The organism is Schlegelella aquatica, assembly GCF_026013905.1.
Classification (GTDB): domain Bacteria; phylum Pseudomonadota; class Gammaproteobacteria; order Burkholderiales; family Burkholderiaceae_C; genus Caldimonas; species Caldimonas aquatica.
Map to the genome: position 1 here is coordinate 2,251,408 of NZ_CP110257.1, position 12,287 is coordinate 2,263,694.

Sequence of the window (12,287 nt, forward strand, 5' to 3'; positions counted from 1 at the left end):
TGCCGGATCGGGTGGCCGGTCCACGAGAGGGCTGCCTGACTCTACTCAGGCTGGCCGGCGCAGGCCACGCCCATCTCGGGGGTTTGGCGCGGCAGCCGCGGGGCACAGGGCCTGGACCGGAAGGACTCGCGCCCACCGGCCCCGGCGGGAGCCGCCGGCTCCGCTGGCTTTCAGCCTCGCCGCGGCGCGTCGGACAGGCCGGCCTCGTCGATCGCCTGCTGCAGCATGTCGAGAAAGGCCCGCGTGCGGGCCGGGACGAGGCGCCGGCCGGGCATGACGGCCCAGGCCTGGGTGCGGGGCAGGCACCACTCGGGCAACACGCGCACCAGCGAAGGCCGCTGTCCTGCCTGCACCGGGCAGGCCTGCCGTACCACGGTGTGCGGCAGCGCAACGATGCCCGCGCCTTGCTCGGCCAGGCGCATCAGCAGCGGAGGCGAGTTGGCGATGACGCGCGGTGGCGCCAGCCCCTTCCATCCTTCCTCGCCGCGGGCGAGCTGCCAAGGCCACGCGTCTCCCGCGCGGGTGCGCAGCGTCAGGCCCTGATGAGCGTGCAACTCCTCGGGCTCTCGCGGCTCCCCGTGGAGCGCCAGGTAGTACGGGGACGCGTACAGCCCCCATTCGTGGTCGAAAAGCCGGCGCGCGACGAGACTGGCGTCGTCTTCCAGCTCGCCCATGCGGATCGCCAGGTCGTAGTTCTCGCCGATCAGATCGACCCGCCGCGGCGTGATGTCGAGCTCGAGCGAGACTTGTGGGTAGCGCGTCAGGAACTGCCTGAGCAGCAGCTCGACGTCCAGCCCGGCAAGGTCGCCTGGCAGCGAGACCTTGAGCCGGCCGCTGGGCTGGGCCTGCCGGTGCAACGCGAGCGCCTGTGCCGCCTCCACTTCGCTTGCGACCTGCCGCGCGTGCTCCAGCAGATGACGGCCGAAATCGGTGAGGCTCAGTTTGCGCGTGGTGCGCAGAAGCAGTTGCTCGCCCAACAAGCGCTCCAGCGCGGCCAGACGCCGCGACACGCTGCTCTTGGGCAGGCCCAGGCGCTCGGCAGCCCGCGTGAAGCTGCCGGTGTCGGCGACCCTGGCGAAGAGCAGCAGGTCGTTCGGATCGATCTGCAAGATTGTTCCCTCAGCGGAACGATCTAATGTCCGCTGGCCGCTTTTTATCACCCTTTGGCACCAATAGAGTGATCTCCATCGTCAACCCCGGGCCCTGCCCGGCCAGGAGATCGGAAGATGAACATCCTGCAAGTCAACTCCAGCGCCCGCACCGAAGGCTCTCACTCCACCGCGCTGGCCGCCCGGCTGGTGGAACGGCTGCGCGAAGCCCGGCCCGACGCTCGCCTGGTCGTGCGCGACTTGTCGCGCCGGCCGCACCCGGCCCTGGACGAGGCGGCCCTCCAGGCGCTGTTCACGCCCGAGGACGCCCGCACACCGGAGCAGGCGCGTCGCGTGGCGATGGACGACGCGCTGATCGAGGAGATCCAGGGCGCCGACGTGGTCGTGCTGGCCGTTCCGATGTACAACTTCGGCGTGCCCGCTGCGCTCAAGAACTGGATCGATGCGATCTCGCGTGCGCGCGTCACCTTCCGCTACACCGAGCACGGCCCCGAAGGTCTGCTCACCGGCAAGAAGGTGTATGTCGTGCTGACGCGCGGCGGACAGTACCGCGACACGCCGGCCGATACCCAGGTGCCCTATCTGCGCATGGTGCTCGCCTTCCTGGGGATGACGGACGTGGAGTTCATCTACGCCGAGGGGCTGGCGCTGGGGGCCGAGGCCGAGCGCGAGGCGATTGCCGCCGCGCGGGCGCGCATCGACGCGATCACCGAGCCGCTCGCCGTTTGACCGTACGAGGAGCCTTGCCGTGAACACACCGACGCCTTCCGTCCCCCTCGCCACGGACGCGGTCCGCCGCCCCCGCGTGGTCGAGCAGCTCGTGCGCGGCACACCGGGGTCCGACGGCGCGGGGGTGAAGCTCACCCGCGTGCTGGCCCAGCCGTTGCAGCGGCGGCTGGATCCGTTTCTCATGCTGGACGCCTTCGGCAGCGACGACCCGCGGGACTACGGTGCGGGCTTTCCGGACCACCCGCACCGCGGCTTCGAGACCGTCACCTACATGATCACCGGGCGCATGCGCCACCGCGACAGCGCCGGGCACGAGGGATTGTTGCAGTCGGGCGGCGTGCAGTGGATGACGGCCGGGCGCGGCCTCATCCACTCGGAGATGCCCGAGCAGGAGGAGGGCCGCATGGAAGGCTTCCAACTGTGGCTGAACCTGCCTGCCGACGAGAAGATGTGCGAGCCGTGGTACCGCGACATCCAGCCGGCCGAAATCCCGCAGTTCGATCTGCCGGGCGTGCGGGTGCGCGTGATCGCCGGCCAGAGCCACGGGGTGGCGGGGGCGGTGTCGCGCGAGCGCACGCAGCCGCTGTACCTGGACGTGCACTTGGAGCCGCAGGCCTCCTTCGCGCAGGCGCTGCCCGCCTCGCACAACGCCTTCGCCTACGTCTACCGAGGTCGATTGCGCACCGGCGGGCGGGAGGTGCCGGTCCGGCACATGGCGATCTTCGGCAACGAAGAGCACGCCGACGGCATCGTCCTGCACGCCGCCGAGGAGCCGGCCCGGGCGCTGTTGATCGCGGGGCAGCCGTTGGGCGAGCCGATCGTGCAGTACGGACCGTTCGTGATGAACTCGCACGAGCAGATCCACCAGGCGGTCGAGGACTTCCGCGCGGGCCGTCTGGGCCGCTGAGCCGCCGCGCGCCGGACTTGCGGGCGCGAGCAGGAGCGGCGCTGTCGCCCTGGGCGCGGGCGGCAGGTGTTTCGACCCACTCGCACCGGGGTCTGTCGCCGGGCTGCGGTCGCCGGGGGGAGTAGCATGGGCGCATGGCCCGAAGCGCCGGTGCGATGCACTTTCTCGTCGTGGAAGACAACCCGGTCAACCAGCTGCTGGCCAGCGAGATGCTGCGGGCGCTCGGATACCCGGTGCGCACCGCCGACGACGGGGTGCATGCCATCGAGTCGTCCCGCAGCGATCCGCCCTTGGCGGTGCTGATGGATGTTCAGATGCCCCGTCTGGACGGTCTGGCGACGATGCGGGAGCTTCGGCGCCTGCAAACACAGGGGGAGTTGCCCGCCTTTCCGATCATCGTCTGCAGCGCCTTTTATGCACCGGCCGAGCGTACCGCCTGCTTTGCCGCCGGCGCCGACGGCTTCGTGACGAAGCCGCTGATGCTGGCGAAGCTGGGCGCCGAGATCTTCCGCGTGCTCAAGGGCCAGAGCGACGACCGGCCCCCGGGGGGCCGCCCCCGTGCCTGAAACCCGCCGCCCGGCCGCAGCCTCCCTATGACCCTTGCAAGCTCTGCGCCCCTGCCGCCCACCCCCCACGTCTTGAGCAAGACGGTCGTGTCCCCTCACCTCGCACTGCCGTTTCGCCTCAGAGCCGCCCACGCCGGCGCGACGCGGCGGCCCCTGTTGCTCCTTCTGCACGGCGCCGGGGGGGACGAGTCCAGCCTGGCCCCGCTCGTGCCTTTGCTGCCCCCGGACGTCGGGGTGGCGCTGGTGCGCGCGCCCCTCGCGGCCGCGCAAGGAGGCTATGCCTGGTACACCCTGCGGGAAACCGCCCTCGGCCTGCGGCCCGACACCGACCAGGCCGAGGCGGCCCGGCAACTCCTGCTGCGCTTCATCGACCAACTGCGGCAGGTGCACCCCTTCGACCCCCGGCAGCTCTACGTGGCCGGGTTCAGCCAGGGGGCGGTCATCGCGGCGAGCGTCGGCCTCACACGGCCCGACAAGGTCGCGGCCATCGGCATGCTGAGCGGACGCATCCTCTCGCAAGTGAAGTGGCAGCTCGCCCCCACCGACCAGCTCGCGCGTCTGCACGCCTTCCTCGCGCACGGCGGGGCCGACGACGTCATCCCCTGCGAGCATGCGGTGGACACGATGCACACCCTGGCCGAGCACCGTGTGCGGCTGGTCTACCGCGACTACCCGGGCGGGCACGAGATCTCGCACGAGATGGCCCGCGACTTCGCCGCCTGGGTCGCCCAGCGCGCACGCGTGGCGTACGAGCCGCCACGCTGACGCTCCGGCCGGCTCGCCGGCACCCTCGATCCTCGGCGGGGCGACGGGCCCGGGCGAGGGCCGCTGTCTTGCGTTCTTACTTACCCGCATGCCGCTGCGGGCCCCTGCGGCCTCGACGCTCGCGCTTCGCGTCCAGCCCCGCCTTGTCTACTGGGGATGTTCCTCCGCCCGAACGCGGGGACCGCTGGGCACGCCCTCTGCTACTTCAGCTGCAGAGGGATCGGGCCGGGCCGCCGGGGCTCATCTCGCGGCCCCTACTCGACGCGCCGGCCCTGCGGCCCCCTCGTTGTGTGCAACGTTTTCACGGAGGAAAGGAACCAGAAGATGCAAATGAAACACTTGATCGGATGTGTGGTGGCGGCGACCTTCGCCGTCGGGTCTTATGCGCAGGGCGGCGCAGCCGGCACGCCCGACAGCGCGGCCGGGGCCGGCAGCGCCACGATGAGCACCTCGCCGTCCCAGGAGCCCCAATCGGTGCAGGGCTCGCCCTCCTCGGCGACGGGGGGCTCGAGCAGCAGCACGGTGGACCAGTACGACGCCTACTCGAGCCGCACCGGGATGTACGGCGCCGACTACGATTCGATCCACGATGAACCCCGTGGCTCGCAGCTGCCGGGCTCCCTGGGCGAAGGCGAGGCCACCCGGACGCCCGAGATCAAGGGCAACTGACCCCTGAGGAACCCCTGAGTGCCCGCCCGCCGCTGCATTCCTACTGGACGCTCGCGGCGAGGCGGGTGCCTTCCTCGATCGCGCGCTTGGCGTCCAGCTCGGCCGCCACGTGCGCGCCCCCGATGAGGTGCACCGGCACCCCGCCGGCACGCAGGCCGGCTTCGAGTTCCCGCTGAGGCTCCTGCCCCGCGCACAGGACGACATGGTCCACCTCCAGCCAGGTCGGGTCCTCCCGCCGCTCGCCGCGTGAGATGAGCAGGCCCCGGTCGCCGATCTCCTCGTAGTGCACCCCGCCGATCATGCGCACCTGCTTGTGCTTGAGCGAGGTGCGGTGGATCCATCCGGTCGTCTTGCCCAGGCGCGCGCCGAGCTTGCCTTCGGTGCGCTGCAGCAGGTACACCTCGCGCGCCGGCGGGCTGATGCGCGGCATGACGCCTTCGACGCCTCCGCGCGCGGCAGCCGGGTCGGCCACGCCCCATTCGGCCAGCCACGCCTGCAAGTCCAGCGTGCTGGAGTGCCCGTCATGCACGAGGTACTCGGCCACGTCGAACCCGATGCCCCCCGCCCCGACGATGGCCACGCGCCGGCCCACCGGCTTGCGGTGGCGCAGCACGTCGATGTAGCTCAGCACCTTGGGGTGCTGCTGGCCGGGAATGCGGGGGTCGCGGGGCACCACGCCGGTGGCCAGGATCACCTCGTCGTATCCGCGCGCGAGCAGCGACTCGGCCGTCGCGCGCGAGCCCAGATGCACGCGCACGCCGGTGAGCGCGAGGCGCTTGCCGAAGTAGCGCAAGGTCTCGTGGAACTCCTCCTTGCCTGGCACGACCTTGGCCATGTTGAGCTGGCCGCCGATCTCCTCGGCCGCCTCGTACAGGTCCACCTCGTGCCCTCGCTCGGCGAGCACCGTGGCAGCCGCCAGCCCGGCCGGCCCCGCCCCCACCACGGCCAGGCGGCGCTTGCGGCGCACGGGCCCCCACACCAGCTCCGTCTCGCGGCAGGCCCGGGGGTTGACCAGGCACGTCGCCGTCTTGTTGACGAAGATGTGGTCCAGGCAGGCCTGGTTGCAGGCGATGCAGGTGTTGATCTCGTCGGCGCGGCCTTCGGCCGCCTTGCGCACGAACTCGGCATCGGCCAACAGCGGGCGCGCCATCGACACCATGTCGGCGTCGCCGCGCGCGAGGATCGCTTCGGCCACTTCAGGCGTGTTGATGCGATTGGTGGTGACGAGCGGGATGCCGACCTCGCCCTTCATCTTGCGCGTGAGCCAGGTGAAGGCCGCCCGGGGCACGCTGGTGGCGATGGTGGGCACGCGGGCCTCGTGCCATCCGATGCCGGTGTTGATGAGCGTGGCACCGGCCCGCTCGACGGCACGGGCGAGCGCCACCACCTCGTCCCAGGTGCTGCCGCCGGGCACGAGGTCGAGCATCGACAGGCGGAAGATGAGGATGAAGTCCGGCCCGACCGCCTCGCGCGTGCGCTGCACGATCTCCACCGCGAAGCGCATGCGCTTGTCGTAGCTGCCGCCCCACTCGTCGGTACGCTGGTTGGTGCAGGCGGCGAGGAACTGGTTGATGAGGTATCCCTCGGAACCCATGATCTCGACGCCGTCGTAGCCCGCCTCGCGGGCGAGCACGGCCGAGCGCACGAAGGCGTCGATCTGCCGCTGCACGCCGCGGGCGCTCAACTCGCGCGGCCGGAAGGGCGAGATCGGCGCTTTGAGCGGGGACGGCGCCACGGCGAAGGGGTGGTAGGCGTAGCGCCCGGTGTGGAGGATCTGCAGCGCGATCTTGCCGCCCTCGGCATGCACGGCCTGCGTGACCTCGCGGTGACGGCTCACCGCGGCCCGGCTGGACATGCGCCCGGCGAAGGGCTTGACCCAGCCCGCCACGTTGGGTGCGAAGCCGCCGGTGACGATGAGCCCCACCCCGCCGCGGGCGCGCTCGGCGAAGTAGACGGCCAGCTTGTCGAGCCGGCGGCCGTCTTCCAACCCGGTGTGCATGGAGCCCATCAGGACCCGGTTGCGCAAGGTGGTGAAACCGAGGTCGAGCGGCGCGAGCAGGTGGGGGTAAGGCGTGTGGTCGGCAAGCATCGAGGGGGTCTCCTGAAGTCGACCCGCATTATGCGAACCGCCCGCACCGCTGCGGGCGCGGGATTTGCTGGAGCCTGGGCCGTTGCACGCTCCGACCGAGATGCCCTGGCTCAAGCTCCTGCACATCGTCGCGCTCGTGCTGTGGTGCGCGAGCCTGCTCTACCTGGCCGCCGCGTTGGCGGGCAGCGCGCGCCCGGCGCCTGACGCATCGGCCGCACCGCTGCCTCTGCGGGCCCTCTTCACGCTGGCAGCCACGCCCGCCGCGCTGCTCGCGATCGCCTCCGGCACGGCGGTCTTCGTCGCGGACTTCACGCTCGGGGTCTGGCTCGTCGCCAAGCTCACGGCGGTCGCGGGCCTCGTGCTCGTCCACGCCTGGTGCGGCGTGCTCACCATCCGCCTCGAGGGCGGCGGCGACGCCCGTGCGATCCGGCGGGGTGCCGCCTTCGCGGGGTTCGCCGGCATCGGTCTGATTCTGGCCGTCCTGTGGCTCGTGCTCGCCAAGCCCCTGTGACCGCGATGAACACGCGCCGAGCACCGTGTGCAGCCGCCGGGCGCGGCCCTTCATTCGCTGGTGTCCACACCCACCGTGTGCTCGTACACCAGGCGTCCGCCGAGGTAGGCGGCCAATGCGATCAGCACGGCCGTGAGCAAGGACAGGTACAGGCCCCAGGGGCGCACCATGGCGCCCGCGTCGCCCACGCGCAGCAGCCAGTTCATCGTGGCGACGGAGAGCATCATCACCGCGATGATGGCGTGGCACGAGGCGGTGATGAGCCGGCGTATGCGGGCCACGGTGTAGAGGTCGATCAGCCCCGCGATGCTCGCGGCCCAACCGCCCAGGGCGCCCACGCCCGCCAACCACACCCCCGCGCGCGCCCAGAACGGGTCGGCGCTTCGGAGGAAGGCCACATCGACGGCGACGAGCCCGATCAGGGCGGCCACGGGAAAGTGGATCATCATCGGGTGCAACGGGTGCCCCGCGATCGCCGCGCGGCTGGCGATCGGTTCTTCCTGGCGTGGCATCAGCCAGCCCTCCTCATCGGCGGGCGGCCCGTCGCGGCATGGTGCCCGGTGCTCGCCGGCTGCACAGGGCCGGCTTCCATCGTGGACCCGGCCGGGCCGGCGGCGAGGGACATCGCGCAGCTGTGGTGGTGGATGCTCGGGTACGGCTCCATCGTGTGGCTCGTCGTGGTCGCCCTGTGGTGCTATGCGCTCCTGCGAAACAGCCGGCAGCGGGACGAGGCCTCGTCCCGGCGGACGGCGGCGCGCTGGATCTGGGGCGGCGGCGTGCTGCTGCCTTTCGTCAGCATCGCGCTGCTCTTGGCATTCGGCATACCCGCGGGCCGCGTCCCGGCCGACGCCCGCGTGCCGCCCTTGCACGTCGAAGTCACCGGCTACCGCTGGGGTTGGGACGTGCGCTACCCCGCCAGCGGCCGGCAGCTCGCGGGCGAGCTGGTGTTGCCGGTGGGACGCACCGTCGCGGTGGACGTCTCCACGCGCGACGTGATCCACGGGTTCTGGGTGCCGCGCCTCGGGGTCAAGGTCGATGCGATCCCCGGCCGCACGCATCGCGTGCACCTGCGGGCCGACCGGGCGGGCGTCTTCCATGCTCCGTGCGCCGAGTTCTGCGGGCCGGGCCACGCGCACATGAGCCTGCGCGTGCAGGCCCTGCCGGCCGAGGAGTTCGAACGCTGGCTGCACTCGGAAGGCCCGACCGCCGCTCCCGCCTCCACGCCTGCCCCGGCGCCCGCCGCCTCCACCGCCACCGCACCCGTTGCCCGATGACGACGAACCCGCCTGCCCGCGACCCGGCCGACCTGCATGCCGAACTCGAGCGCGTCTGGCGCAACCCCACCGGCTGGCGCGCGCTCACCATCGTGAATCACACCACGGTGGGGCTGCGCTTCATGGTCACGGGGTTCGTGTTCTTTCTCGTGGCCGGCGTGCTCGCGATGCTGATGCGCTCGCAGCTCGCCCTGCCGGGGCAGAGCTTCATGAGCGCCCAGGCCTATCAGCAAGCTTTCACGGCCCACGGCACGATGATGATGTTCCTGTTCGCGGTGCCGATGGTCGAAGGCCTGGCGTGCTACCTGATCCCGAAGATGATCGGCGCACGCGACCTCGTCTTTCCGCGGCTGGGCGCCTTCGGGTACTGGTGCTACCTCTTCGGCGGCGTCATCTTCACGTCGAGCCTGGTGCTCGGCCTCGCGCCCGACTCGGGCTGGTTCATGTACACGCCTCTGTCGAGCCGCACCTACAGCCCCGGCGTGAACGCCGACTTCTGGCTGATCGGCATCACCTTCGTCGAGATCTCCTCGGTCGCAGGGGCTGTGGAGCTGCTCGTCTCGATCCTGCGCACGCGTGCGCCCGGCATGGCGCTGCACCGCATGCCGATCTTCGCCTGGTACATCCTCGTCACGTCGGTGATGATCCTCGTGGGCTTTCCGCCGCTCATCCTCGGCAGCATCCTGCTGGAGCTGGAGCGCGCGGCCGGCTGGGCCTTCTTCGACGTGAATCGCGGCGGCGACCCGCTGCTGTGGCAGCACCTGTTCTGGCTGTTCGGCCACCCGGAGGTCTACATCATCTTCCTGCCGGCGGCCGGGGTCGTCTCGACGTTGGTGCCCGTGTTCGCCCGCCGTCCGCTGGTCAGCTACCGCTGGACGGTGGTGGCCGTCGTCACCACCGGCTTCATCAGCTTCGGTTTGTGGGTGCACCACATGTTCACGGTCGGCATCCCGTTGCTCGCGATGGCGTTCTTCTCCGCGGCCAGCATGCTGGTCGCCGTGCCCACCGGCATCCAGATCTTCGTGTGGCTGGCCACGTTGTGGACGGGCCGTCCCGAGATGCGCATCCCGATGCTGTGGCTCGTGGGCTTCCTCGTGGTCTTCGTGGCCGGTGGGCTCACCGGCGTGATGCTGGCTCTCGTGCCCTTCGACTGGCAAGTGCACGACACGCATTTCGTCGTGGCGCACATGCACTACGTGCTCGTCGGGGGGGTGCTCTTTCCGCTGCTGGCCGGGCTGTACTACTGGCTGCCTCTGGCCACCGGCCGCATGCCAACGGAATGGCTGGCCCGGTGGGGCTTCTGGCTCACGTTCATCGGCTTCAACGGCACCTTCCTGGTCATGCATTGGACGGGGCTGCTCGGCATGCCGCGCCGCATCTACACCTACGAGGCCGGCCTGGGCTGGGAGCTGCCGAACCTCGTGTCCTCGATCTTCGGCTTCGTGATGGCGGCGGGCATCGCGATGGTCGTCGTCGACCTCGCCACGCACGCCCGCGTCGGCCGGCGCGCCCCGCGCAACCCGTGGGGCGCGGACACGCTGGAGTGGGCCTGCGCCATGCCGCCCGCACCGTACAACTTCGCCAGCCAAGCGCGCATCGAGGCCCGCCATCCCTTGTGGGAGCAACCTCGACTGCCCGAGAGCATCGAGCGCGGCATGCATGCGCTGGCCCATGCACGGCACGGCCGCCGCGAAACCTTCGGCACGGACCCGATCACCGGCGAGCCTCGCGAGGTGATCCACCTGCCCGGCAACTCCTGGTGGCCGCTGACGGCAGCCGCCGCCATCGGGCTGGTGTGCATCGGGCTGCTGACCAAGGTCCATGCCCTCGCGATCGTCGCCGCGATCGCGGCCTTCGCGGCCTTGCTGCGGTGGTCGTGGGAGAACGGCATGCACCCGAGCTGCGCGCCCCAGGACGATGACGTCCCACCCGGCCTTCGGCTGCACTCGCGCACCTTCGACGGCCCCGGCCTGTGGGGCATGGGCTCGACGCTGCTGGCCGACACGGCGCTGTACGGCTCGCTGGTGTTCGGCTGGCTGTACCTGTGGGTGGTGGCCCCCGAGTTCGAGCCGCCGGCGCAGTCGCCGGTGAGCGCCACCGCCCTGGCCGCCGCGGCGGCGCTCGCGACGGCCGCCGCGGGGTCGTTGCGCCACGTGCAGGCGCACCTGCGCCGCGGACACGACGGCCGCCTGGTCCCCGGTCTCGTCCTCGCCACGCTGCTCGGTGCCGCTCACTGCGCGGTGCTCGGCTGGCAGATCGCGCAAGCCCCCCTCGTGCCGCAGCGAAGCGCCCACGACGCGGTGATGATCTTCATGCTGATCTACGCCGTCGTGCACGGCGCGCTCGCCACGGTCACCACGGCCTTGCAGGTGCTGCGCGTGCGCCATCGCTATGTCGGGGCCTTCGCGCCCTACGAGCCGGCGGTACTGCTGCAGTTGTGGTGGTTCAGCGCGGGCATTGCGTGGGCCACCGCGCTCGTCCTGCCCGGCGCTCCCCTCGTCTTGGGAGTCCTGCGATGAAGCCCGCGCTCCATCCGTTGCAGCTCGTGCTCGGGCTCGCCGTGTGGGCCGTCTGGTTCGTCGGGGTCTACGCCGGCGTGTCCCTCGGATGCATCGCCGAGCAGCGCGGGAGCGGGGTTTCGCCGGGGCTGCTGAGGGGCCTGCTGCTCGCGTCGACGGCGCTCGTCCTCGTGGGGCTGGCCTTCGGGGCCGTGCGGTGCCTGCGCGCCGGGCGCCAGGCCCAGGGCGCCGGCCGGTTCGTCGCGGCAGCCGGGGCGTGCCTCCACCTCGCCGCGGCCCTGAGCGTGGCTTTCGTCGCGCTGCCCTTGGGCTGGTTGCCGGTGTGCGCATGAGGCCGCTCGCCCGCCTCACGCTGGCCGCCGGTGCGAGCCTTGCGAGTGGCCCGGTGGCCGCTCACGGGGGGTGGCAAGGCGGGGTGGAGCACGCGCCGGCGTGGCTCCTGCAAGCACTCTACGTGCTCGCCTGGGTGGGGCACGCCCTGGGGGCCGCGCGGGTGCCCGCGCGCCCCGCCCAGGCGCTGGCGTTCCACACCGCGCTGCTGCTCGCCGGTGTGGCCCTGTTCGGGCCGCTCGACGATTGGGCCGCCCACAGCACCGCGATGCACATGGTCCAGCACATGGTCCTGATCGTCGGCGTCGCCCCGTTGCTCGTCGTGGCCCAGCCCTTGCCGCAGTGGCGCGCCTGCTTCGGCCGCCTGCCCGTGGCGCTCGCGCGCGGGCCGCTGCGCTTGGCGGCGGCACCGATGGCGGCGGCCACCGTGCATGCGCTGGCCCTCTGGGCTTGGCATGCACCGGGGCCCTACACCGCCGCTTTGCTGCACGAGGGCTGGCACGTGCTCGAGCACGCCAGCTTCCTTCTCACTGCCTGGATCTTCTGGTGGTCGGTGTGGCGCGCTCCCGCGGCCCGCGGCTTGGGGGCGCTGGCCGCCCTGCTCTTCACGCTGATGCACACCGGGCTGCTGGGCGCCCTCCTGACCTTCGCGCCACAGCCGCTGTATCTGCGCGAATCGCGTGACCTCTGGGACCAGCAACTCGCCGGCCTCGTGATGTGGGTGCCCGGAGGCCTCGCCTACCTGGCAGCGGCCGCCTGGAGCGCGGCGCGCCTGCTCGACCGCGCCGATCGTCGTGCGCCCGGCTGACCCCCGATGCG

At 71.5% G+C, this 12,287-nt stretch carries 13 protein-coding genes; 10 read left to right on the forward strand and 3 right to left on the reverse strand.

Annotated elements, in window-relative coordinates; all coding sequences use genetic code 11:
* Nucleotides 1–170: 170 nt before the first annotated feature.
* The gene (locus OMP39_RS10210; protein ID WP_264891619.1) at nt 171–1,109 is read right to left on the reverse strand and encodes a LysR family transcriptional regulator; all 939 of its coding nucleotides are present in this window, start codon (nt 1,107–1,109) and stop codon (nt 171–173) included.
* Nucleotides 1,110–1,226: 117 nt separating this feature from the next.
* Here OMP39_RS10210 and OMP39_RS10215 point away from each other — a divergent pair, with 117 nt between their 5' ends.
* The 5 genes from OMP39_RS10215 to OMP39_RS10235 all read left to right on the forward strand — a co-directional run bounded on the left by OMP39_RS10215 (nt 1,227) and on the right by OMP39_RS10235 (nt 4,745).
* A complete protein-coding gene (locus tag OMP39_RS10215; protein ID WP_264891620.1) occupies nt 1,227–1,838 on the forward strand; it encodes an FMN-dependent NADH-azoreductase in 612 nt (203 codons plus the stop codon).
* A 19-nt stretch (nt 1,839–1,857) separates the two neighbouring features.
* Nucleotides 1,858–2,745 carry a pirin family protein gene (locus OMP39_RS10220; protein WP_264891621.1) on the forward strand — a complete coding sequence of 296 codons (888 nt, stop codon included), beginning with the start codon at nt 1,858–1,860 and terminating at the stop codon, nt 2,743–2,745.
* 134 nt (nt 2,746–2,879) lie between these two features.
* Nucleotides 2,880–3,311, forward strand: coding sequence for a response regulator (locus OMP39_RS10225; RefSeq protein WP_264891622.1), 432 nt, complete (start codon nt 2,880–2,882; stop codon nt 3,309–3,311).
* A 156-nt stretch (nt 3,312–3,467) separates the two neighbouring features.
* Nucleotides 3,468–4,076 carry an alpha/beta hydrolase gene (locus OMP39_RS10230; protein ID WP_425340625.1) on the forward strand — a complete coding sequence of 203 codons (609 nt, stop codon included), beginning with the start codon at nt 3,468–3,470 and terminating at the stop codon, nt 4,074–4,076.
* 330 nt (nt 4,077–4,406) lie between these two features.
* Entirely contained in the window at nt 4,407–4,745 is a 339-nt protein-coding gene (locus tag OMP39_RS10235; protein WP_264891624.1) for a hypothetical protein, read from the forward strand.
* A 40-nt stretch (nt 4,746–4,785) separates the two neighbouring features.
* On the opposite strand, the gene OMP39_RS10240 is transcribed toward OMP39_RS10235, so the two are convergent.
* Nucleotides 4,786–6,834 (reverse strand): NADPH-dependent 2,4-dienoyl-CoA reductase, encoded by a 2,049-nt coding sequence (locus OMP39_RS10240; RefSeq protein ID WP_264891625.1) that lies wholly within the window; start codon nt 6,832–6,834, stop codon nt 4,786–4,788.
* Between the two features lie 82 nt (nt 6,835–6,916).
* Between OMP39_RS10240 and OMP39_RS10245 the strand changes: the two genes are divergently transcribed.
* Nucleotides 6,917–7,345: a CopD family protein gene (locus OMP39_RS10245; protein WP_264891626.1), complete on the forward strand. Its 429-nt coding sequence runs from the start codon at nt 6,917–6,919 to the stop codon at nt 7,343–7,345.
* A 50-nt stretch (nt 7,346–7,395) separates the two neighbouring features.
* Here the strand turns inward: OMP39_RS10245 and OMP39_RS10250 are convergent, their stop codons facing one another.
* Complete coding sequence (locus OMP39_RS10250; protein ID WP_264891627.1) at nt 7,396–7,857, reverse strand: DUF2231 domain-containing protein; 462 nt, start codon at nt 7,855–7,857, stop codon at nt 7,396–7,398.
* An 81-nt stretch (nt 7,858–7,938) separates the two neighbouring features.
* On the opposite strand from OMP39_RS10250, the gene coxB reads away from it, so the two are divergent.
* The 4 genes from coxB to OMP39_RS10270 are packed head-to-tail and all read left to right on the forward strand — an operon-like array spanning nt 7,939 to nt 12,276.
* Complete coding sequence (coxB, locus tag OMP39_RS10255) at nt 7,939–8,619, forward strand: cytochrome c oxidase subunit II (protein ID WP_264891628.1); 681 nt, start codon at nt 7,939–7,941, stop codon at nt 8,617–8,619.
* Entirely contained in the window at nt 8,616–11,138 is a 2,523-nt protein-coding gene (gene ctaD, locus OMP39_RS10260; protein ID WP_264891629.1) for a cytochrome c oxidase subunit I, read from the forward strand. The genes coxB and ctaD overlap by 4 nt, the downstream gene beginning before the upstream one ends.
* Entirely contained in the window at nt 11,135–11,470 is a 336-nt protein-coding gene (locus tag OMP39_RS10265; RefSeq protein ID WP_264891630.1) for a hypothetical protein, read from the forward strand. Before ctaD ends, OMP39_RS10265 begins: the two co-directional genes overlap by 4 nt.
* Nucleotides 11,467–12,276, forward strand: coding sequence for a cytochrome c oxidase assembly protein (locus tag OMP39_RS10270; protein WP_264891631.1), 810 nt, complete (start codon nt 11,467–11,469; stop codon nt 12,274–12,276). The genes OMP39_RS10265 and OMP39_RS10270 overlap by 4 nt, the downstream gene beginning before the upstream one ends.
* The last annotated feature ends 11 nt before the right edge of the window (nt 12,277–12,287 follow it).